The organism is Paenibacillus alvei DSM 29, assembly GCF_000293805.1.
In the GTDB taxonomy this organism is placed as follows: Bacteria; Bacillota; Bacilli; order Paenibacillales; family Paenibacillaceae; genus Paenibacillus_B; species Paenibacillus_B alvei.
Genome location: NZ_AMBZ01000006.1, coordinates 424,025 through 446,792 on the forward strand (window position 1 = coordinate 424,025; position 22,768 = coordinate 446,792).

Below are 22,768 nucleotides of genomic sequence, written 5' to 3' on the forward strand. Positions count from 1 at the left end.
TCCCCCACTCCCTTATAGTTGAAGGGAGAAGGGGGAATGGACATGAAATCCTATTTGCAGGCAACGTCGCTAGTCGATTATAACCATCCAACGATACAGAAGCTTATCTTAGAACGATTCTGGAATGAAGCCAATGACTACGAAAAGATTCGCCAAATATACGATTACGTGCGCAATCAAATTAAATTCGGTTATAACCGGGGAGACGATATACCCGCCTCAGAAGTTCTTGCAGATGGCTATGGCCAGTGCAATACGAAAAGCATCCTGCTTATGGCTTTACTGCGTGGAGTCGGAATCCCTTGTCGTATTCATGGCTTCTATATCGATAAGAAAATGCAAAAGGGAGCACTTACCGGCATTGTCTATACATTTGCTCCCCGCAACATTGTTCATGCCTGGACAGAGGTACAATATCAAGGGAAATGGATCGCTTTAGAAGGTGTCATTATTGATGATCCTTACCTATATCAAGTAAAAGAAATGCTTTGCAGCTATAATGGGGGCCATATCGGATACGGCGTTTCCGTGAAAGACAAAAAGAACATCAATTTATGCTGGCGTGGCGACAGCACCTATATTCAGAACTTTTCAATCACAGAGGATTTAGGCTGCTTCGATAGCCCGGATGAATTTTTTCCGCCTATAACAATACGCAGAGTCCATTCAAAAAAGCCATGTTGAATTTGCTTCGCAAGCGGATCAATCGACGAACAGACGCAATACGGGAAGGCAAGTTGAAATAATATCAAGCTAAAGCTAACCTCAACATAAACAGCCTATCTCTCCGAAGAGGATAGGCTATTTTTCTTTCTCCTTCCCAATCGATTTAGGGCAACCAAAATTCGCCGACAGAGCCGCCACACGTTAAATGAAGCCCCGTTCTCAATTAAGGTGAGACTTTCGCTTGCTCATTGTCCTTCTCGCAATCTCTTTCACTTTATTATTCATGTGACAAGTCCTGCTTCATTACGCCTGCGCGATTTTTGGGAGCTTTATGTGATCAAGAGATTGAAGACGATTCGGCAAAATGAATAAATTATCATCTGATGCTTCTGGATACTCGACCCTAAATCCACCTTGCTCAGGATGAAATTGATAGTACACCCGTTCCGTCTGTTCTGTAGCAATCCGATGTACAAGTTGCGAAAGATCAATTTGCTTAGGGGACAGGACATCGTACAGTTGTATCGAATTTCCATCTTGCATAAAAATAACGACTGCATCTAATTCTTCAATGAAATACAGATGATCCTCAAACACATGCAAGCAATACCAAGAGAAGATTCCTTCTGCATGAATAGCGTCGCACGTCGAACATCTTACGTTCCGTGAAGCATAGTATCGCATGACAAGCTCCCAATCCTGTACCTCTGTTACGTTTAGCTTCCGCATGTGAGGACGATGGTCGAGTGCCACTTGCGTATTTATCACCGAGTAGAACTCCGGTTCTTGTACTTTACGAAAACCAAACTTCGGGTAGAAATCGAGAACCGTTCGATTCGCATATAAGTACATAAAGCTGCATTTTTGCTGATATTCTTCGATTACGATTTCCATTAGCTTTCTCGACAGTCCTTGATTCCGATACGCTTCATCCGTCATGACCGTGCCAATCATAATGGCTTCGTGAATTTCATTGTTCACAATGATATCCATTACATTCACTGAGACATTCGCAATGACTCTATCTCCATCGGCATAGGAATAACAAATATACCGATCATTCCAGCATCCTCGCTGATACCAATCTTCAAACTGAATGCCGAATGATCGCTGCGCCAATTCATTGAAGCTTACACGGTATTTATCGATGTCTTTATAATCCTTAATAAATACGAGTTCATTCATAATAACGCTCCCTCATCGCCTTGTTCATTTACCGGCTACTTATACTAGGTGACGCTCCGATCTGATATCCAGCATACCTTTCTCACACGAAGAGATCCCTTCTTCCACAGATCCTAGGTGTTCAATATTCTCCTCCCAAGTAGAAACTGTTGGAAATTAAAGCGCTCGCCTTTCAATCGTATTCAGCAATGCACGGTTGTTGGCAATAATCACTCTCTTGCGATCATATTCATCAGTTAACTTCATAATGGCAGGAAGACTCTTCGCAAAATAATCCTTGTTCCAGACAAACAGCATCGTATATAAATTATGCAGTGTTTGCTTATAGTTGGCTGATTCAATTCCGAGCCTTGTTCGCACAAATCTGCGCACGACCCTAAATTGAGTTGCCAGCTTATTCGGTTTAATAATGACGATAATATCTGCTTGCCGAAAGCTATCCATCCCCCACTTGTAATGAACGCCTTCGATAAGCCACGAGTCCTGCTGCAATATGTCCATCAGGAGTGCGTCTCTGACCTCGACTGGATTTCGATGCTGTTCCTCCTCTGTACGATTCCATACGAGATTATCAAGCTCATAATACGGAACACTGTATTTCCTGGATAATTCCTTGGCTATGTATGTCTTTCCACTGCCGCAAGGGCCAATGATGCGAATTTTCAAGTCTCCCCACCTTCTTTCTTTTAAGTGGTTCCTATGGTTTTTCTATCTAGCATCAGGTACATTGTTCTGCCACAGCCTTGTGACTCCGCGCATTCGCATGCCCTCAAGCTCAAGCTTATAAATATCCGGCATTGTCGTGGAGCCCCAGAACTCGAATCCGTAGGCAGGATCAAAATCATTCATCATCAAGGTCATAATGTCACCATGTGTCCCGAGCATATGGGCTAGATGCAAAAACACCAATTGGCATATGGCGCAGCAACTCGACGATCTTCATCGCATCTTGTTCCCCAACGGCTGAAATTCCCCTTGAGCGCTCTTGCCCTTCGATATATGGTGATTCACAATGTCTTACAAAATAAAGTGTAGTCGTCACATCCACCCACCTCATTTGCAAATGCAAGTTTAGACTATGCCAATCGCTCATAACACTCCCCTTACACGACAGAACCCGACCAAAAAAGCGAGTTTTCAGTCGGGTTACGTGGGGTCTTGTTGCGTTCTATCACATTCCACTATTATACACTTCAATTATCAATAAAGGTAGAAGGTTCATGTTCAACCTCAATTTTCTGAACGAATACCGCTGTTCCTTCAATAAAGACCTCTATCCGATCCTCATTTCTCATAGCTCGAACTTTCACTCTGCCATCTCGATCGATTTCTTGTCCTTGCTCAATGTAGAAATCAGCAGCGTCCTGATCGGTTCGCATGTATTGTAAATAGTAGGCCCCCATAACGCCAGAAGCCGTGCCTGTTACAGGATCTTCTTCCATACCCGAATATGGAGAGGAGAAGTGTCTGCCGTGCATAAACGATTCTGAATGATAAGTCTCCATACAGAATGGATGCACAGACGCACGCGGGAACTCAGTCATTATACTTGGGAACATTGCATTCATGGGTTTCATGGTCTTACACTTTTCAAGACTCTTGATCGGTACGAGCAAAGTCCATACGCCTGTACTCCCATAGACAATAGGTGTGGTCATGTCGATATCTTCCGCCTGCAGTCCAATTGCTTCCGCTAATCGGGCGATATTGCCTTGAAACGGAATAAATTCCGAGCTGTTTTGCTTCATTTTAATGAATAATTGCCCTTCATGAAGCGTGAATTCGATCGGTAATATACCTGCTTTCGTCTCTATGTTAATGTGTGTCTTCTCTCCGAAAAATCCTTTCGAATGCAAAAAGTACAGCGAAGCAATGGTAGCATGGCCGCATAAATTCATTTCTTGGCCAGGCGTAAAATATCGCAATCTAACATCTGCTTGATCCGAATGAAGAATGAATGTCGTTTCATTAAATCCGACCTGTTTCGCGGTTCGCTGCATATCTTGTTCGCTTAATCCATCTGCATCGAGTACAATGCCAGCTGGATTTCCCTTATGTGGAATCGTAGAGAATGCATCATAGTGAAGTACAGTGATTGTGCTCATCGTTTTCCTGCCTTTCCCCCATTGATATGAACACCCTGTGTAGAATCATTTTACCATCATTCTTAGACAAAACAGCCTCTAGTCTCCTGCTCCTCATCCCCTGCACCAATTGCTTTTTCTCAGAAAAGTCTTTTTCGCGTGCCTATAAATAGTTAATCGATATCATAGATTAGCCATTTCGAATCCGAATCTTTCCCTTTAATAAATACATACTGTGACGTGATAAAATCATCGTCATTCAACATATCATCAGCTAAGAGAAGAACTTGATATGCCTTTTTCTGTTCCTGAATATGAATTGGAGCATGTAGCTTCACCGTTTTCAATTGATAGGTCGGCATGCCTATTATCGGACTATTTGGTGCAAACAACTTCATATATTCCTTCTCATTTCCATCATGCAAATACTCCATTCGTTTGTTAATCAACTGTACAATCTCGCGTTCATCCCGATTCAAATTCTTTGTTTCCAAATACATGGGCTCAGACTTGGATTTGCAGCCTTGAAGCAGAAGAAGAATCATGACGATACACAAAGTCTGCATGACGATTGCGTTTCTTCTGAATCGCCTCATTTATCCAACACTCCTTTGTTGCAGATTTGTTCAACATTTTCATTTTGAATTCTTAACTCATTTGCATCATTTATGATCTGTCACGTGATGACTTTGCGCCAATTATGATAAGATTTTAATCTAATATTAAGAATTTATTAAGGAGCAATTAAAGCCCTCTCTCTATACTAAGCATATTAGATGAATCCTACATCTATCATTTTATCGAAGTTGCAAGGAGGAAGAGTATACGTGTCATTATCACAACTTAATATTGAGATGTTTCGGGGAATCAATGATTTAGGCAAGCAGTTCTCATTTCTAAATCCGTCTGTCGTATTCATAGCTGAATATACGCTGTATATGTTAGCGGCTTGCATGTTGCTTTTTTGGTTCACACGTACAACATCCAATCGCATGATGGTTCTTCAAGCTGGATTTGCCTTCATTTTGGCAGAGATTATAGGGAAAGCAGTCAGCATGCTCCACTCGCATCATCAACCGTTCGCCGTACTGCCCCAGGTGAGCAAGCTGATTAACCACGCAATCGATAATTCTTTTCCGAGCGATCATACGATCTTATTTTTCTCCGTATGTGTATCGTTCTGGCTTATGCGCAAAAGAGCGGGCTGGGTGTGGCTCGTGTTGGCGGGTTGTGTAGCGATATCACGTGTATGGGTTGGCGTGCATTATCCGGTGGATATTGCGGCAGGCGCTGTCATTGGTATTGTTTCGGCTCTTATTGTGTACTGGTCGTCAACTAGATTTACTTGGCTGTCACGCTTGCTTGACATGTATGAGAATATGGAACAGCGTGTACTTCCAACGAAGAATAAATCGAACAATATGTAATGATAGGAGTATGAAAAGGGACGCACCCATTTTAGAAAATGATGAAATGGCGCGTCCCTTCTGTTATTTTAGTCGTGAATAGCTTACTTCGAGCGAGTGAACAGTAAACATAAAAATATTCCGCATCATCCTGTACTGCCAATGAAGAAACTGGCGATTAAAATCAAAAACACGATCAGGGTTATCCCAACGTACAAATAATCTTGTTCATGCATAAATACAAATATAGAGATAAAGACGCGGAGCACGGGTGTAGCAATGAGCATCAACAGTCCTGTCAGGATAATCGCATATGATTTCAGAGACAATAGACCATCGCAGATTCCATTCAGGCTTGTTGGGAACGTATTCGCTGGATAACCGCTCTCTCCAGAAATCAAGAATAACAGCAAACCGGTAAGGATAACCGCAGCACTAGCCAGTACGCCGACCCGGAGCCACTTACTAACGACAATCTCTACTGCCTCCGATTTATTATTCCGCTGCAGCAGTCTCTCTTCCTGTTGCAGCTTACCTTCTCGTTGCAGCTCACTCATAGAATCCCCCCACTCCCTGTACAATCATCTGTATGGCCACATATGCCAATACCGGAATGAACCATTTGCGTATCGTTTTGCTCTTCATCTTCTGCATCATTCTCGCACCAGCCGTTGCCCCCACAAGGACACCCAACGCCACCGGAGCCGAAATTGCCGGATCGATATCTCCCCTGAATAAGTAGACTCCAGCACTTGCTGCACCCGTAACGCCCATCATGAAGTTGCTCGTCGCACTGGATACCTTGAGCGGGAGCTTCATGAAGACGTCCATCGCCATCACTTTAAAACTGCCGCTGCCGATGCCAAGCAGGCCTGATATGACCCCTGCACCATACATGACGCCAAATCCACCATATACATTGTCCACCTTATACGCAACCGTTTGATTCAAGGCCTTATCGTAATATTCGCCCTGCAAGCGCAGCTTTTCAGCAACCGGATGCATAGTTACATCCTGCGGCAGCTCATCATTTCGCTTTTTAAGCATAGTCCCCGCCGAATAAAGCAGCAGCAGTCCGAAAATGATATACAACACAGTTGGCGCCATAATCCCGCCTAAAAATGCCCCGGTTATCGCTCCTACTGTTGTAGCAACCTCCAGAAACATGCCAACTCGCACGTTCGTAATCCGATCCCGGATATAGGCGATTGCCGCTCCGCTGGAAGTTGCGATAACCGAAATAATGCTCGCACCGATCGCTGTTTTAATATCCACTCCGAACAACAAAGTTAAGGCAGGCGTTACTATGATTCCACCCCCTAAACCAAGCACTGCCCCCACGATTCCAGCCAGTACGGAGATCAACAAAATTTCTACTGCTAGTAAAGACAACTCCCTCTCCCCTTCCGCGCCATGTTCTTCCACATACATATGTATACATCATTTTTTACATTCGATCAATAGATTACATCATTAACTTTACATTGTATGTGGTATAATGGTTTCAACAGGACTAGTACAAGTCGAAAGGGCTGATCGAATGCAGTTCCGGAATTTAGACGAGATCGACACGCGGATTTTGCAGTTGTTATCCGAAAATGGACGATTAAGCAATGCGGAGCTTGGACGAATGGTCAACTTGACCCGAGCGGCGGTGCGCGAACGAGTTCATCAATTGATGGAGGATGGAATTATTGACCGCTTCACCATAGTCGTCAATCCGTTAAAGGCAGGAAAAACCTTGTCGATGTATTTCGATATCGAGGTGGATTGGATGAAGCTGCAGCATGTCGTGGAACAGCTTAGAATGGCCGAGGAAATTACGAATGTGTATCAAATGAGCGGAAAACCGCATCTGCATGTGCATGCACTGCTGGACGATCCTGAGCATGCCGAGCAATGCCTGAAAAAACTTCAGGAGATAGAAGGCATCACTTCCGTCACCAGTGAGGTACTCATTGCGCGGCATAAAGAAAGAGGCGGACTATTGATCTAATCAAGTCTAGTCTAGCATTAAAAAATATCTAACAAAAAGCCCGCTAGGACGTATGGCTTGTGTGAGTATCAGCCATTCGTCAAGCGGGCTATTTCATTTGAATGCTCCTCTATTCCCTTCCTCTAAGGATCGCATGAGTGATATTGAATTGCTTACGTGACGAATCCTCTCTTCTACCGAAGCACATTGGAAAAGCTATGAATCGGACCGTCCCAGCCTTCTTCTCGAATCTCTTTAAAGTTATCGTTCGTGTACGCTGCAATCACCTTTCTCCAGAAATGCTGCGCAGGCACGTTCTCCTCCATTTGGCTGACCTTCCAGTTTCCTCGGAACTGATCAAATAAAGCCGTTGCCGCATACCTGCCTACACCGGAACGCCTATATTTTTTCATGACGAAAAATTCTGCCATGGAATAAACCGCACAATTATCTTCATCTGTTCCCAGTTTTCTTATGAGCGCCAATCCCGCAAGCTTTCCCTCTACACGGAAGAAAAACGGATATCTCCCTTCTTCCGTCCAGTAATGATCCAGATACATATATTCATATAGACCGTTTTCATTGACATCCTCTGGATCAAATTCACTAAAATCATATTTATACAGCTCCAGCAAATTGCGCAGCGTAGATTTTTGCTCGTACTCGACCTGATGCAGCGTTATCATGCTCATGCATTGCTCTCCTTTTTTGGACAGTGACTCTTCCAACTTCTCCCCCTGATCGTTCAGAATCACTCCACATTACGATTTCATTCCTGATTCAGCTTTTCGTTTAATTGTTCGTAAGCAGCCGCAAGCCAAGGATGAACAACCTTTAATGTATCCTTCCGTTCCCATAAATATTGAATGTAGGCGAACGCTGCATGTTCCAATGATTTTTTAGATTATGATGCAGTTCCTTAAGATAAGGAGGAGTGCCTTGCTGATCCCAAGCAATTTTGTCTGCTACAAATAATACAAGATCAAGTTGAGTCGCATTGGCTCGCAGCGTTGTATGACAGCCTACTGCATCCAGCACTTCATTATCTGTAATGCCAAATATGTCCCGCGCCATCACTTTGGATAGCTTTTGATGGATAATCATCGGGAACTGCTCCTCTTCAGGTAGTATCTCAATGCCAAGCTGCCTTGCTGCATGAATTCGTTCAGAATTCGGATACACGGCACTAACATCGTGCAGCCAGCCAGCAATTTCAGCTTGGTCAGGATCTGAACCATATCTAAGTGCAATTCTTCTAGCCTCAGTTCCAACATCAATATTGTGATCTGCAGTGTAATGACAGTCATTTGATGACAAAAAAGATGCATATCCCGTTTCAGATTCCCTGCATACGCTACGTGCTGTGTAAGCTTATGAAATATAGGATGCAATGTGATACGCCGCCTTCTTCTTTGTATAATATTTTTCCTGCTTCATTATGAAATGAATGGACACATGCTTTCACCCTCCCACATACACGAGAGAACAATCCTTGTTAAGAATAAAGATACGAATTCCTAGAAACTCCCAACCAAACCTAGTAGATTTGGTAGAAACCGTGGGTTTGCGGGGTAATCTTTATTTTACATCTGTGTTCAATACATTTCTAGCCTCGTCTGCCCTAAGAAATTTAGGGAGCATTCATGGTCACATTTGTATGAGTAACGACTCTATTTATGGAAATGGATGCGGATAAGGATTTAGTTCCTCAGGCGCAAGCCTGCGATTGACATATCCTAATTTCATTGGTACGTCGAGCACCCTATCTATCCCTTCTAGCCGGCGAAGATGATGACCGAATGTCATCGGGAGCATTCCCGGAATCAACACCTTTACGCAATGTAAGCCATTGCGGAGTGTCTCGCTGGACGATTGATCGACGACAATGACGTCCAACTGAAGCTGACGGAAAATGTCAACAACTCTCTTTACATCCTCCGTTAAGTCGGTGTTCAATTCCATTGCAGGAAATTCATCAGCAAATGAACGCACAGGCCGACCCTCATCAGCTATAAGAAATTGAAGTCTTGCCGCTGCCTCTGGCAAGCAATACAGTAAGGCGTGATCTTCCATTTGCAGTACTTCATACGAATCTCTGTACATGGAATGAGCTTCGGAACTGCGTTCTTTCCAACGATTTGTTACCATAAGGATCATCCCTGAAAGCTCATACACAGCACTCTTCGCCGCTCGCACAGGGTCAAGATGAGCTCCTGCAGCACAGACCAAGCTAACTTCGTGTTCAGGCTTCCCTTTTGCAATCGCCCAGATGCTCGGAATTCCATTCTCGGTTGTAGTATTGTATAAGTGCACTTCATACCCTAAGACTGCCTTGATCCGGTGAATCATTAACAGTAGCTCCTGATCTCCAGAAGTGTATGGATCAAGCCTAGGACATGGAAGCTTGGCATACCAGGCCATTAAGAAGGAATCACGTTCGACGACTTCAAATATTCCGTACAGCATCGCCTCTTCCAGACTACCGCCTACTGCACAACCATTAGAGGTTTCATATACGAAGCTCCCTTCATTACCCAAGCTATAATAAGCTAGCAGATGTGGAACCAGAATCGGACGCTCCTGCAAGAACGAATAACCCCATACCCATTCAATGGAGTTATCTGGATCAAATGGGACAAACGGAAAATATTCCTGTTCATATTGCACTTTCGCATGAAGTCCCACCGTTGTAGGGTTCAGAGCAACTTCCTTTAGTCGGCTATAACTGTCGAATATAACAGGACGCTTGCCTCGCGGAGAGATGCCGCAATACCGCTCTAAACCCTCTAATACAGCTGTAAGCTGACTACTTGCAAAGGAGTGGGAACGTCCTCCTGTTACCTCATCATAATAACCTAGCGGGAGATTCACGACTGCATCCGCAAATATAGAGGAAAGAAACAGTTCTACCTTATTAAATATTCCGGATCGACGATCCAAATAATCGTTGAACAGAACCTTCTGCAAATCGTTCATGGAACGACATCGAAAGCTGTTCCCTACCTTAAAAGATGGCTTAAACATAATCCATGCTGATTCTGGAGAATCATCTGGAAGCGATCCGCACACTGGGCAAGCACCATTGGGACAAATATAATGCAGCGAAGTATCCAAGCTCCGAAGGTTCATAATATACACGTGCCCCTCTGTGAATACCTTTTTCCCATTCAATATGTTCGCTGTCTCTTCCTCTATAAGTAAAGCCATAGAACGATATGCTGCCGTATCGATCCTAGGAGCATCCTGTGGAATATAGTCCGGAGAAACGAGCATCATGAGCATATCTTTACCCGGACTGCGACTGCTGCCTGCTAGCGATAACCTTGTGGCAGCGCATTGAAAGCAACCTGCTGAATCAGATCGGGTCAGCGGACCTATGATTCCTTTCTCTTCAGATATATAGGCTGGAAACCATGGAATTTCTAGCGGCTTCACCTTCTCATTCACTTCCAGCAGCAAGCCTAGGTTTTCCTGTTCTTGAAGCACTATCGCGATACTTGCCTTTGGCATATCTTCATTGATATTCCCTATTCGCGCTACCGTCCATTCGCTGTGTTCCTGCAGCCGGGTATACACGATATCCGCAAGCGTTCCTTTTCCAATGATAAGGACTGCACTCATGAAGACTCCTCCTCTCTGCGCACTGCCCCATAGATAAAGAACGGCTCTGAACCGAGGAAAGAACTGCAATGTAAATCATATACCTCTATGCAAGCATCGGCTTGCAACAACACGTGCCGAATCATCGAATTCCAATGTTCAAGCGGAGTTGGATAAGGGATACTAGGAATGACAAGAGAATGCCCCCATTTTCTGTCTTCACTCTGCACGAGAAATAGATCGGAAGCGAGGCCTTCCTTTTTGTTCAACGCCATCTGGAGTGTGTGACGAAGAGCCAGCGTGATTTCGGCATCAGTTCCGCCATACCATACATTGTCCGAATATACCCACATCACCGGGCATCCAAGCAGCGGCTCGCTTACAAATATAAGAGGCTCACCCCTTAATAAGCTAAGCGCTTGCATATCATATTGACATCTGGCATCTTCTATTTGTACATGTTCCACTCTGGTAACAGTAATAGGGTTCGAGTGTACTCGGCTTTGTTCTATTCGTTTTTCGAATTGTTTCATTAAGACTGCCCTTAATCCCCGTCCAACCGCTTCGGATGCATGAGTGCCTGCTCCTATTCCGACATTCGCACGCTGATCCGAACTCAACGTGGGGAATTGCAAGGGAAGCAGTCGCTCCGTAATAGCTTCCAGCCCTGCAAGTCCAGATTCACGCCTTGCCTCCTCATGTGTCAATCCGCTGCACACGATTTTGGTCAGCAGAATCGCATCATCCTCTGATAACGGATCAACCGGCTGAACCGAGCATTGTGCCAACGGCAGCTGAATCAGATCAGCTTCCTCCCATGCATGAAAAACTCCGTTAATCGAAGAAGTCAAGCGTTCGAAGCTCGTATACCAACCATTAGTAGATTTCTTATCTGCTAGAGCATCATTAGCAGCTATGACTTGTTTCAAATCAGGTATGCGGCTTGCTGGCTTTATTCGTTGTGCAAGTTCAAAAAAATGCTGACGTATAGAATGCCAGCTCCCTGTTAATGTCGCCGGATTGAAAATATAGCATTGATCTCTGCAGGCTGGTTCTTCGCCCTCAATTGCTTCTAAATGCCACTCATGGATAATCAGATTTGCAAGGAATGCAAGTGCCCTGTTCGAGATATTGTGTACCTGGGTATTTTCTAAAAACACTGTCGGATGCAGACTTCGCCATGCTGCTTCCGGTCGTACTTCCTCACCTGGTTGCAACAGCGGCCCTATTAATCCTGCTCCCCTGTAAATTGCTGCCGGAACTAGCTGTTTCCCTTCAACCACACAAGCATCTTGAATATCGCTGAGCTCTTGCAAATGATCAAGCTGAGCTACATATAAAATAAATTGGTACGGTCGAATCAGACTTCTCCAATTCGGTTCAGGTTGCTGTTTAGCATTGTAGGGCTCCCCAAATATCTTCTCAGCTTCATATACCGTGATTGCGGGATAACCAGCATCATACCAGGCCTCGATCAAAGTGTGCAGAAATGAACCAGAACCGATTGCGAGCACCTTGTCTTCTTGCTTTGACACGCAGTTCCCCCCTTCCCCCCTGATGTCCAAACTGATACAGCACCCCTGTATATCGTAACTCCATCATAAATATCATTGTTAACGTATGACGATGACAGCGTTACTATGACTTTCGCACTTTCCAACCTTATCCACAAAAAAGAGCTGTCTCATGTCATATTTGTCATGACAGGGACAGCTTTCTTGCAGGCACATAGCCTTTGAACCTCTTAGTCCATTTATCATTTCATCCCATTTGGATGAGCTTCATCCAGTCGCTGGAATACAGTCCACATTACATTTCATTATGGTCCTCCTGCAATTCGAGCAAATTTACAAATTAATCAATCTAGGTCATAACATTGGAATAGTTCATTACCAAATTTTGATTTCCCTCTTCAATTCGTCAATAGAATGAAGCTGCTTGAGTTTATCATGCTCAATATGAAGAATTGCCGTCTTAGTCATCTCGTTTTGCTGAGTCTTTTCCGTAGAGGCTGCTCTTACGATCACATCTATCGGGTTAGAGGTTTTCACCATATCATTTATGACCACACGCAGCTGAGTCAAAAAAGGATCACCTATATCGACAGTCTTTAATCGGATAGACAATTCAGGAATATCCTTGGGCTTCACGGGAATACGTACCCCATACTGATCCTTCTCGCTGCTAATTCCCTCTGTAAGCGATAAGGCATAATAAGCGTATTCAACCTGTATGGTGTCGATGTCCTCAAGTTGGAATAGATCAGGATACCTCTGCTTCAGTTCATGCCGAATCTGCTCAGACCAATATACAAGGCTGTAATCATCCTGCAATCGCCTTCCCACGTAAAGACCCTGTTCATCAAAATCACGTTCGTCTTCTACATGAATGATCACTTTGTCCGGATCCATCACGTTAAAAACCTTCGCAGTATACACTTTAAACTTGAAATTATAAAAGCTACCTGCTGCAACAGCATCCATATTATACTTTTGTTTCATGTATTCGATTGCTTCCCGCTTAACTTCTGCATGTTTCCAAGGCAAGCCTTCTAGTTCTGAATAGATGTAAAATCCAAAGGATGCAACCAAGACAACCGCCACAGAAAAGATCATCTTTTTCATGCAACACCTCGCAAGGCAAACTACTTCAACGATTAAGCAATGAAAGCAGTTTGCTCATTTTTTACTCACATCATGCTTCGATTCCTGAAAGGTGCATATCCTTCCTTAACCTCATCCACTGGATCCCATTTCGACCATGCCGCTTCAAGCATATTTCCTTCATTGTCTCGAAAATAAAAGTATTTGGCTTCGCCTTCACCCAATGTATAAAGCTCCTGCACCGCGACTCCATTCTCTTTCAAATAAGAATACGCATATTCAATGTCCGGACATTGAAGTGCCATAATCGGAAATGGACTCCCATTTCTGCTGATCTCTAGTCTATGTTCATCTTCCGTTTCAATTAACAGCAAGGCAATAGAATGCATATGCGGGTGATGCATAACCGCAAGGAATGAACCTCGATCTTCAAATTTGTTCATTAACATAAATTCCAAGTTTTTTGAATACCACGCGATAGATTCATCCAGTCTTGATGTCGGAACATATACGTACCCGATTCGTGTAAATGCAAACTGTGCAGCGCTCATAATCCGCCCTCCTTATTCGTTTCCTTCAGTATGTAACAATGATTGCGGTCTCTCTACTTTCATTTTCTTAATTCGTCTAGGATGCTCTCCAACTGCTATCCAAATATTTGTGCTGCAATTCCGTACAAGGTATTATTCCTCGCAGGCAACTGCTCTGCATTCTGAATCATGACTGGGGGATGAGTCTCTCTCGTAAAGCCAGCTTGCTCCAACAGTCGGATAAACGCAGGCTGCTCCTCAGGCACATCAATGCGAAGCAGCTTGCCCTGGTTGGAATCGGCTAAGAAGTGAATCACGGCCGCAGCCGCTTCCTGCTGAAGCGCTATAACCGGCCCTAACACAACATATTTCGGCCCTTTTACAGCTAATCCATATCCTAGCGGATTTCCTTCTGAATCCTGCACGATCACGCTTTGTTTTGCCTGCTTCATTCGAGCAGCAAGGAATATCTCTCTATCTGCGCCGATTGCTGCTTGATCCAGCTCTCGAACCAAGTTGAAGTGCTCCTCTTGCATAGGCAGCACCCGATACTTTGATTTGTCGCCAATTAGAATAGAAGAATTGCAGTTCGTGCACACAAGCTTATTTACATATGTAACCGTATGATAACCTAAGCCCTCATATAACGGCTTCCCTTCTTCCGTCGCAATCAGCATGATGGTGTCGTTATGACCGACTGCATACAGGCTTGGACAACCGCTTTTCCTAACCCTAAGCCTCTGTACCGACTATCTACGATAACCATGCCGATTGTAGATAATCCAGATCGATAAGGAAGGATTGCAGCACTTGATATAATCTCGCCTTGATCATTGCGATGCCCCCATACCGTACCAGCTGACATGATCGTCTGAATATCGTGCTCATCATAATCCCAACCGATAGATGCGGACAGGTGAATAAGTCCTTGTGTATCATTGGAATGAAATTGTTCTGCGGTCATTGCCTGAATCGGAATCATCCTATATATCACCTTTCTATTTAACCCAAGTTAGAAATAAAAGAACCCAGCTCTCCAAGATCATTGTTCTCTAGGGCTGGGTCGTAGTTGGGAAATTAAATATTTCATTATGATACATACAAATACCTTTTACTAAATTCTTTTCCCTTCATATTCGATCTTGAATGAGCGGCACGATGGATATTCATATTCATGCTTTAACATTCCCATTATAATCAAGGATTCATAGCCATCTTCCGTCCGTATACATTCACGTAGCATTCCTTCTACTTGAAATCCGGCGCTTTCATATACATGCTTCGCTCGCAAATTATGCTCCTTCACATCCAACCATAGGCGGTGGGCATTTACTATTTCAAACACAAAATGTGTAAGCAAACGGATTGCTTCTTTGCCGTATCCTCTTCCCTTATCGACAATATTGATCCGAACCAGCTCAACAGAGCGATGCGAGTTTAGCAAACCAGCCAATATGATATATCCGACCTTCTGACTATCCTTTGTATGTATGATGAAATGAAGGGTATCATCGCTTTGTATCGTATCAACATGCTTTTCCCGCGGCCATACTATAACATACTTGCTGTTCTCGGGATCTTTTTCAGCGGTTAATACGAAATCCAGATCTTCTTCTCTAGTTCTACTCAATTGGATATGTTCAGATGCAATGACTATAGTAGAGATAAATTTCTGTTCCATTGATTTTCAACCACCTTTTTAAGACCTGTACGTTGCAGCTACAATTCTATCTTTCAATAGATGATATAGATAAGCAATGGTATTGGCGGCAGTATGCTCATCCCCTTCTTCCATAGGGAAATCCTCATCTCATCAACCGCATCCTCCATGCCACTATCGTTGCCGATTGAGATATCTCCAACTTGAAATTCGAATACTTTCTTCGTATCGAATATCAACGAGGGGGTACCGCTAAAATGTTTAATTGTTAATCTAACAAAACTGAATTTCTCCGCTCTCCGTCGCATTAACTCAGAATAGTATCAAAGCACATCTTGTAAAATTCGTGCCTTCCTCCGTTCGTCTCCTGCTCGAATGTGTCAACAATCTTGAAGCCAGCTTGTTCATAGACCCTAATTGCTCTTTTGTTAAAGGATGCCACCGACAATGTGAACTTCTGCGGTGCATACTTCTCTCGAGCATAGTCAAGTCCTGCCTGAATAAAATCGTTTCCGATGCCTCGTCCAGTTAAATCAGGCCGCATTCCTAATCCGATATCAACTGTATCCGCTGACGTCATATGAAACGTATAAAATCCAACAAGCTCCTCATTTTGCAACACAACATAATGTGTACAACCACGCTGTTCAGCATCGAGAAATTCTTTTAAATCGTCCTCATCCGCCATAATGTCGTAAAATGAGTATATTCCAGAATAATGCCAGTTATATGCGATTTCTTCCGCCTGTGTTTGAGTCATTTGCCGAAAGTGAAAACTCATCGGTGCTCATCCTCTCTTCTGTTCCCCGTACTCTTCACGTTAATATGCACAAAAACCGCTCCACACCCGGATATTTTTCTCCAAGACTCGTAATATCAAAGCCTGCTTTCTGATAGAATCCAACTGCATCACGATCCGTTTCTGCCTCAAGTTTGCCGATATTGCTGCTTTGCATGAATTCATTGATCATGAATTGTCCAATTCCTTGACCTCGAAGGTGCTGTTTCACAGCAATATGGCGCAAGACGGCCCCTCCATTTTTTACGATGGATATCCCTATAAGCCCGACCAACTCTTCCTGATAGAATTGGCCAAACAATTGTAATGAAGGATCGGTTCGATATCTCTCAACCTGTCGATTTATTTTGTCATCATCAGGATACATACATTCTGCCAGCAATTCACGAACGCGATTCTGATCGGGATAGTCTATTACATTCACAAGTGCTTTCAAGTTACTTCCTCCGTGTTGATTGATTATGTATAAAAAACTTGCTAGTTATTCTCCAGCATTCCCCCTTGCCCTTTTCTTGAAGCACTGCATCGCAGACAGGAGGCACTGCCACATATTTGATGCCCCTAGGCTCTAATTGGTTTCCTATTCCTAAATAATTCACTACATCTAGGTAAATGTAATGATGAGCGTTGGCAAGCCTTCTCAAGGGAACCATGCATCGGAATGCGAAGACCAGATGTGTAACCCTTCTTCTCAATCAAACCAGCCTTTTCTTTTGAACCAGGCATACATTCCAATACCACCGACAATGAGAACTCCCAGAACGATAAAATAACCCCATTGCCAATGAAGTTCAGGCATGTTATCAAAATTCATGCCGTATATCCCGACAACGAATGTAAGAGGCATGAAAATGGTCGTTATTACAGTCAACGTCTTCATAATCGTATTCATGCGATTGGAATTTAAGGACATATAACTGTCTCGCATATCTGCAGTCATCTCGCGATTCGATTCGATCATTTCAGACAGCTTCAGCAAATGATCATAAATATCTGTAAAGTAGAGCAAATGACTCTGCACGCCTTCAATACGCTCGGAATTAATGATTCGGTACAACAAATCCCGCATCGGCACTATCGTTTTTCGCAGCTTCAGCAGCTTGGATCTGATTTCAAATATATCGTCCATTAAGCTCTGGATGGAGTCCTTCCCTTCATTGGATTCAATATCAGACAATTGATCTTCAAGCTGATATGCCGCCGGGAAATATTGATCGACCAACTTGTCGATTACCAAATGAGCCGCATACACATGTCCGGCTTCGAACAGTTGCTGCTTCTCCGCAATGCGATTCCATGCGTCGTCGATTTCCTTGGAAGGATTCAAATGAAACGTTACGATGAAATTATCTCCCCAAAATAAATCCACCTCTTCTGCCGCTAATGTATGGGGATGCAGCGAATGCAGAACAAAAAATGAGTATTTTCATAATGATCAACTTTCGGGCGCTGCAGCAAATGATGTAAGCAATCTTCGACGGCTAGTGTGTGGAAATGAAAATACTGCTCCAGCAGCCTCGCTTCCTCAGGCGAAGGTTCATTGAAGTCTACCCAATACCACTTTGGTTGTATATGCTCAAGTTCTTCTAAGGTTATATCTCGCCTTAATTCCATCTTATCCGTTACAGCCAAAATACGAAGCATATTTGCATCGATCCCTTCAAGTTAGGTAAATGACATGCAGTCGATAAAAATAGGATCTTCTGTAGTTAGTATGCCAGAACTATTACGTATAAATCGGGCATCCATTCAGTCGATATGCCCTCCATACCTTTGGAAAGCTGAAATACAGTCTCATTCTGCGATTTGTTCGCAATAGCTTGTACCGATTCGACCCCTATGCCAAGCGGCGTTCAAACCTACGCTCTTCAATAAATTCACTGGCACATACGGTTCACCATTAAAAGCTCAGATGTCTGGAAATATGGCATACTCGCCTGCAATGCGATGCTGTTCAATTTTCACTGTTTCAAACTATCGCCTTATCTGATTATGCATCTGTTCATTCTCGGAAACATGAGCGCAAACAACCCACTTCTAGCAATCAGCGAAAGGTGGGTTGAAGTAAGAAGCTGGAACATAGTATATAAATAGAGATAGACCTTACATACTGGTTTGCTTAGTTTCTGCATTTCTTACACCGAACGGGACATGCACGGAAGGCGCAATTCTCGCAACTCCTTCGATATGCCCGACCTGATCATCGAAAAAGATGTGAGGTTTAAAAATTTTCAGTACCCGCTCCTTCTCTACCCCACCTAAGAAAAGGCTTCATCAATCCGGATATCCAACTTCCTGAGTGTGGAAATGACCCGTTCATGCGCAGGCGCATTCCGCGCCGTTGCGATGGCGACTCTTATTTTCGGACGATATTTTGGATTCTCGATTCTTCGATTGATTTCTCTTCGTTGAAGCTTGGATATTTCGAGAAAGAAGCGAAGCAGCGGGCCAGGTGGCAACGGCTCCCCCGCCATTAGCTGTTCATGCTGATGAAATAATCCTATTGCCCCCTGCTGGTACACCGCTTCAGCCGAATCGTCTGCAATAATTCCGTCGAAATCAAATGCGATACGGAGCTCTTCATCTTCGTCATCATCAACGAAATCAGTAGGATACACGCAGCCCGCTGGCAACCCCAACCCGACGGCATGCTTCACATCATCTTTATTGCCAGACAAAAAGAGCGACGCATTAAAAGCATCCATATAAACAAACGGATCATTTCCAGTGACGAACACCGCCCGCGTAATAGGCAGACCATAGTGCTCTATTGATTTGAATACGCGCAGGCCGGTATCCGGATCATTGCGTGACAACAGAACGACCTCTACTGCTTGATCGCCGATATCCGTACCGTTCAGACCGAGCAATCTCTTAATAAGTGGGAAAGCTACTCCCTTATCAAGCACCCGCTTCTCATGCTCACGTTGGTACTTCCGATATTCCTCTTCCCCGTGTTCTTGAAAGACAGCATCCGATTCTGTCAAATCAAACAACGCGCTCGATGCTACAGCAACTACAAATTTATCTTGGATGTGATATCCCATGTGATTATCCTTCCTCTAGTTTTACTCTTGTATTTGACTCAAATGTTCACGCATTTTCTCCCCAATGATCTCATAGAACGAGACGATATTATCTTCTGGGCCGTTCACGATTCGTTTGAATGCTTTCGAGATTGGACTGGCCTTCGCACCTTGAGCATCCAGCAAATACCCGCCTTCTACCGCTTCCCAGTTGCAAAGTTCCCCCAGCTCGATTCTCATCACTTCTCCAACATAGGTGCCCCATATCGCGGCTATCGACCACACCTCTCGATCGAGCGGCTTGATCATATCTGGCTGACTCGCATAATCATTAGCATAATTGTCCAATATGTCCTCAACGCGATGTACGCTCTCGCTGCTGAAGTCCAGCGTATGACCCATCGATGCGGCTATCTGAATTGCCATTTTCGTGTGATGAACGACCATTTCATTCAAGCTGTATGTTTCCATGTTGTTTCCCTCCAATATATCCTCGTTGTCGTTATTCTCTGTCTTATCATCAACTTACTTGCCCAGCTCCGTGTACTTGTTAGAGTAGCGTTATCTGCATAAGGAGGCTTCAATTCCGGTATATAAGCCCTTTGCTCCTTCGATGCGTTCCAATCCGGTAGAAATTCCAAAATAGCAGGCTGCTGCGTTAATGCACAAATAGCATCCACATCTTCCATTCGATACTCACGCAGCAATATGTCGCCACAATCAATTGTTAACTCTGTCATCCCCGTCAGCACTCTCCTGATGATTCAATGTCGCTCCCCTAGAAGGGAGATTGCCATTCTTATATTGTGTAATCGCTTCCCGAAGGGATCTCGAACATAAAAGCGTCTTACTCCCCAAGGCTCATCTGCAGGCCCATACTCGATTGAAAAACCGGCACGTTCCATGTTCATCAGCACAACATCGACATCATCCACTTCGATCGATAAATCCGGCACAGGCGTATCTGACCCTCCTTGTGATGCGATACTCATCTGAACACTCATTTGAGCATCATTTCCATAGGTAGCAATCCAACCGTGATTCATCAGCAGATTCAGCCCTAATATTTCCTCATAGAAATGTTTGGCATCCAACAGATTCGATGCTGCAATATTCGCCACGATTCGTTTAACCGCCATAAATCCCTCCATCACAAGAGATCAATTTTACGACTGAAATATCCCTGGCTATTCCATGAACTTCCTGTATTGAGTGTACTTTACACTCATACGAAAGTATATACTTTCCTGATTTGTTCGGGGGAAAATCACAATACCTTTATGCGGTGGTATCAATCGAAACCTGTTGTTCAATTCACTCTCCACCATCTATACTGGAAAGAAGTAGACAAAAGAAGTAGATTCCTTACACGATCGGAGTTGATGAGATGTTTAAGCTAAAGGATATTGGAACCTTTACGTCGCTGCCTGAGCTTGCTATGCACATCTATGAAGGCAATCTATCAGCGCTGCGCGATGCCATTGCACAAGGCTGGGATATGGAACAAGAGATCAGAATAAGCCAATATACAACTGTGATCCCGCTAGAACTAGCCATAATTATGGAACAATTCGAGGTAATTAAATTGCTTATCGAGCACGGGGTGAATTTGAATCACAAGAAGGAACCGTCCTTCCTGCTAGCTGTTCGCTATTGCGAAGAAGAGATCATAAGATACGTCGTAGCACATGGAGCCAAAATCGATGCTCTGGATCATCTTAAGAGCAATGCCTATGTACAAGCTTATTACGGAAAAAACACAACCTCCCGCTCATCCATGAGCTTGGCTTAGATGCTGCCAAATATGGCGGTTACACACTACGCAAAGCCGTTGACGCTCGTGATTGGCGCACGATTGAATTTATGCTTCAGCATGGAGTGGATATCAATTTCAATAAGCCGGATATGGTCTACCCGTATTGTTCTACCCCTTTAACCGCTGCTGCACGAAATGGCGATTTAATGATGGTTCGATACTTGGTTGAACATGGAGCGGACGTGTGTATATGTGAAAAAGGCGGTGATCGTGCCTATACGATTGCTGTGCAAAATAAAGATAGCGCTATGGCCGAGTATTTAAAGTCATTGGAGCCTGCAGAATTTCATAGCATTGAAAATAAAAGATTGGCATTGAAGAGCTATAAGCTGCCACAAAACCTTATTGATTTTCTAATAGGAGACAAGCTGCGAATCGAATTGCCTGACAACGACTACGAAATCGGCTACATTGAGTTCTTCCCTTTTACGGAAACGATTGAAATGAAAGCAGGCAGGAAGAAATTGCTGCGTCTCTCCGCGGGCGTGGATAACTATACTTCGATTCTCCTTGTCTGGAATCCAAAGACGAAATGCATCGGCTACTATGATGAGGAGCATCAGGAATACGGCGATGTATGCAGTTTCGAGGATTTTCTTGCACTGCCTGAGCTGTATCTAACCAAGATTGTGGAGGGTGAATTGGTGACATGAAGCAGTACTTCTAATTTTAGAGTCATACATACGGTATATAAGAACCAGATTAGCAAGCTCTCGAAATATCGAGAGCTTCTTTATTTTATATCTCTAAAGTTAGGTGCTGCCTTCTATAACAGTCTTCCACTACATTTGCCTAATCGCCGTACACACCATATTGCCAAATATTCGAATGTCCTCAAATAATCATAACCTACAGGATTAGCGCCTCAGATTTGACTGATTAAAGATACAAACAAATTTATATCTTTACAACTTTAACGGTTATAGTATAATGTTTTCGAATTGTATTTTTCACAAGTTGTTCACATTTCAATTAAAGGTGGTGGCCGCTAACAACTGTATGGCACAGCATCTTTTGTAAGCGCTTCGTTTTTGTACGATGCAGGTATACTCATTGAATGAGAGGGAATGCTGATGGCAAATAAAACGTTAACCGCCGAGCACTCGAGGCAGGAATTAACTCCCGAACAATACTCATCCATTGCGAAGTCAGATAACTTCAGAAAGCTGATTCGAACCAAGAAAACCTTCATTATTCCTTTCACAATCTTCTTCCTTTGCTTCTATTTCGCCTTACCGATCCTTACATCCTACACGGACATCTTGAATTATTCCTTTTACGGCAGTATTACATGGGCTTGGGTCTTTGCCTTTCTGCAATTTGTGATGACCTGGGCATTTTGTATGATTTACTACAAAAAGGCTTCTACATTTGATAAAGCCTCCGACCAAATAATTGTTGAGAAAGGGAGGTAGACC

26 protein-coding genes and 4 pseudogenes are annotated in these 22,768 nt (G+C 43.6%); 5 read left to right on the forward strand and 25 right to left on the reverse strand.

Going from position 1 to position 22,768, the window contains the following annotated elements; all coding sequences use genetic code 11:
• The first annotated feature begins 42 nt into the window (after positions 1–42).
• The gene (locus PAV_RS21315; RefSeq protein ID WP_005549742.1) at positions 43–684 is read left to right on the forward strand and encodes a transglutaminase-like domain-containing protein; all 642 of its coding nucleotides are present in this window, start codon (positions 43–45) and stop codon (positions 682–684) included.
• 285 nt (positions 685–969) lie between these two features.
• Here PAV_RS21315 and PAV_RS21320 read toward each other — a convergent pair whose 3' ends face one another.
• The 6 genes from PAV_RS21320 to PAV_RS21335 form a co-directional block, all read right to left on the reverse strand.
• Positions 970–1,851, reverse strand: coding sequence for a GNAT family N-acetyltransferase (locus tag PAV_RS21320; RefSeq protein WP_005549743.1), 882 nt, complete (start codon positions 1,849–1,851; stop codon positions 970–972).
• 156 nt (positions 1,852–2,007) lie between these two features.
• Positions 2,008–2,517: an AAA family ATPase gene (locus tag PAV_RS21325; RefSeq protein WP_005549744.1), complete on the reverse strand. Its 510-nt coding sequence runs from the start codon at positions 2,515–2,517 to the stop codon at positions 2,008–2,010.
• A 42-nt stretch (positions 2,518–2,559) separates the two neighbouring features.
• Positions 2,560–2,712, reverse strand: coding sequence for a hypothetical protein (locus tag PAV_RS37380; RefSeq protein ID WP_313903368.1), 153 nt, complete (start codon positions 2,710–2,712; stop codon positions 2,560–2,562).
• A gap of 4 nt (positions 2,713–2,716) precedes the next feature.
• Positions 2,717–2,944 carry a histidine phosphatase family protein gene (locus PAV_RS37385; protein ID WP_051135174.1) on the reverse strand — a complete coding sequence of 76 codons (228 nt, stop codon included), beginning with the start codon at positions 2,942–2,944 and terminating at the stop codon, positions 2,717–2,719.
• Between the two features lie 100 nt (positions 2,945–3,044).
• Complete coding sequence (locus tag PAV_RS21330) at positions 3,045–3,956, reverse strand: PhzF family phenazine biosynthesis isomerase (RefSeq protein ID WP_005549746.1); 912 nt, start codon at positions 3,954–3,956, stop codon at positions 3,045–3,047.
• 152 nt (positions 3,957–4,108) lie between these two features.
• Positions 4,109–4,531, reverse strand: a complete 423-nt coding sequence (locus PAV_RS21335) for a hypothetical protein (RefSeq protein ID WP_005549747.1) — start codon at positions 4,529–4,531, stop codon at positions 4,109–4,111.
• 231 nt (positions 4,532–4,762) lie between these two features.
• Between PAV_RS21335 and PAV_RS21340 the strand changes: the two genes are divergently transcribed.
• Positions 4,763–5,362, forward strand: coding sequence for an undecaprenyl-diphosphatase (locus tag PAV_RS21340; RefSeq protein ID WP_005549748.1), 600 nt, complete (start codon positions 4,763–4,765; stop codon positions 5,360–5,362).
• 125 nt (positions 5,363–5,487) lie between these two features.
• Here the strand turns inward: PAV_RS21340 and PAV_RS21345 are convergent, their stop codons facing one another.
• Positions 5,488–5,853, reverse strand: a complete 366-nt coding sequence (locus PAV_RS21345; protein WP_372515460.1) for a DUF1634 domain-containing protein — start codon at positions 5,851–5,853, stop codon at positions 5,488–5,490.
• A gap of 37 nt (positions 5,854–5,890) precedes the next feature.
• On the reverse strand, positions 5,891–6,733 hold the full coding sequence (locus PAV_RS21350) for a sulfite exporter TauE/SafE family protein (protein WP_202950514.1): 843 nt from the start codon (positions 6,731–6,733) through the stop codon (positions 5,891–5,893).
• Positions 6,734–6,881: 148 nt separating this feature from the next.
• Here PAV_RS21350 and PAV_RS21355 point away from each other — a divergent pair, with 148 nt between their 5' ends.
• Complete coding sequence (locus PAV_RS21355; protein ID WP_005549754.1) at positions 6,882–7,337, forward strand: Lrp/AsnC family transcriptional regulator; 456 nt, start codon at positions 6,882–6,884, stop codon at positions 7,335–7,337.
• 173 nt (positions 7,338–7,510) lie between these two features.
• Here the strand turns inward: PAV_RS21355 and PAV_RS21360 are convergent, their stop codons facing one another.
• From PAV_RS21360 to PAV_RS21435, 17 genes and pseudogenes are all read right to left on the reverse strand, one after another.
• Positions 7,511–8,008, reverse strand: coding sequence for a GNAT family N-acetyltransferase (locus tag PAV_RS21360; protein WP_005549756.1), 498 nt, complete (start codon positions 8,006–8,008; stop codon positions 7,511–7,513).
• 77 nt (positions 8,009–8,085) lie between these two features.
• A pseudogene (gene yqeK, locus PAV_RS21365) lies at positions 8,086–8,633 on the reverse strand (bis(5'-nucleosyl)-tetraphosphatase (symmetrical) YqeK).
• Positions 8,634–8,990: 357 nt separating this feature from the next.
• Positions 8,991–10,937, reverse strand: a complete 1,947-nt coding sequence (locus PAV_RS21370; RefSeq protein WP_005549760.1) for a TOMM precursor leader peptide-binding protein — start codon at positions 10,935–10,937, stop codon at positions 8,991–8,993.
• Positions 10,934–12,451, reverse strand: coding sequence for a hypothetical protein (locus PAV_RS21375; RefSeq protein ID WP_005549761.1), 1,518 nt, complete (start codon positions 12,449–12,451; stop codon positions 10,934–10,936). The genes PAV_RS21370 and PAV_RS21375 overlap by 4 nt, the downstream gene beginning before the upstream one ends.
• Positions 12,452–12,805: 354 nt before the next feature.
• Entirely contained in the window at positions 12,806–13,540 is a 735-nt protein-coding gene (locus tag PAV_RS21380; protein WP_005549762.1) for a YfjL-like protein, read from the reverse strand.
• Between the two features lie 65 nt (positions 13,541–13,605).
• Positions 13,606–14,070 (reverse strand): VOC family protein, encoded by a 465-nt coding sequence (locus PAV_RS21385; protein WP_005549763.1) that lies wholly within the window; start codon positions 14,068–14,070, stop codon positions 13,606–13,608.
• A 95-nt stretch (positions 14,071–14,165) separates the two neighbouring features.
• A complete protein-coding gene (locus PAV_RS21390; RefSeq protein WP_005549764.1) occupies positions 14,166–14,726 on the reverse strand; it encodes a GNAT family N-acetyltransferase in 561 nt (186 codons plus the stop codon).
• Positions 14,720–15,031, reverse strand: a complete 312-nt coding sequence (locus PAV_RS32570) for a GNAT family N-acetyltransferase (RefSeq protein WP_005549765.1) — start codon at positions 15,029–15,031, stop codon at positions 14,720–14,722. Before PAV_RS32570 ends, PAV_RS21390 begins: the two co-directional genes overlap by 7 nt.
• A 132-nt stretch (positions 15,032–15,163) precedes the next feature.
• Positions 15,164–15,730, reverse strand: coding sequence for a GNAT family N-acetyltransferase (locus tag PAV_RS21395; protein WP_005549766.1), 567 nt, complete (start codon positions 15,728–15,730; stop codon positions 15,164–15,166).
• 53 nt (positions 15,731–15,783) lie between these two features.
• Positions 15,784–15,948 (reverse strand): hypothetical protein, encoded by a 165-nt coding sequence (locus PAV_RS34840; RefSeq protein ID WP_157267072.1) that lies wholly within the window; start codon positions 15,946–15,948, stop codon positions 15,784–15,786.
• 68 nt (positions 15,949–16,016) lie between these two features.
• The gene (locus tag PAV_RS21400; RefSeq protein WP_005549770.1) at positions 16,017–16,490 is read right to left on the reverse strand and encodes a GNAT family N-acetyltransferase; all 474 of its coding nucleotides are present in this window, start codon (positions 16,488–16,490) and stop codon (positions 16,017–16,019) included.
• 34 nt (positions 16,491–16,524) lie between these two features.
• Positions 16,525–16,944, reverse strand: a complete 420-nt coding sequence (locus PAV_RS21405) for a GNAT family N-acetyltransferase (protein ID WP_005549772.1) — start codon at positions 16,942–16,944, stop codon at positions 16,525–16,527.
• 255 nt (positions 16,945–17,199) lie between these two features.
• A pseudogene (gene corA, locus PAV_RS21415) lies at positions 17,200–18,152 on the reverse strand (magnesium/cobalt transporter CorA).
• A gap of 459 nt (positions 18,153–18,611) precedes the next feature.
• Positions 18,612–19,555 (reverse strand): annotated as a pseudogene (locus PAV_RS21420) (5'-nucleotidase).
• 21 nt (positions 19,556–19,576) lie between these two features.
• On the reverse strand, positions 19,577–20,005 hold the full coding sequence (locus tag PAV_RS21425) for a hypothetical protein (protein WP_005549780.1): 429 nt from the start codon (positions 20,003–20,005) through the stop codon (positions 19,577–19,579).
• On the reverse strand, positions 19,987–20,274 hold the full coding sequence (locus PAV_RS21430; RefSeq protein ID WP_005549781.1) for a GNAT family N-acetyltransferase: 288 nt from the start codon (positions 20,272–20,274) through the stop codon (positions 19,987–19,989). Before PAV_RS21430 ends, PAV_RS21425 begins: the two co-directional genes overlap by 19 nt.
• 24 nt (positions 20,275–20,298) lie before the next feature.
• Positions 20,299–20,673 (reverse strand): VOC family protein, encoded by a 375-nt coding sequence (locus PAV_RS21435; protein WP_005549782.1) that lies wholly within the window; start codon positions 20,671–20,673, stop codon positions 20,299–20,301.
• Between the two features lie 248 nt (positions 20,674–20,921).
• Between PAV_RS21435 and PAV_RS21440 the strand changes: the two are divergent.
• A pseudogene (locus tag PAV_RS21440) lies at positions 20,922–22,003 on the forward strand (ankyrin repeat domain-containing protein).
• Positions 22,004–22,423: 420 nt separating this feature from the next.
• Entirely contained in the window at positions 22,424–22,765 is a 342-nt protein-coding gene (locus PAV_RS21445; RefSeq protein ID WP_005549785.1) for a DUF485 domain-containing protein, read from the forward strand.
• The last annotated feature ends 3 nt before the right edge of the window (positions 22,766–22,768 follow it).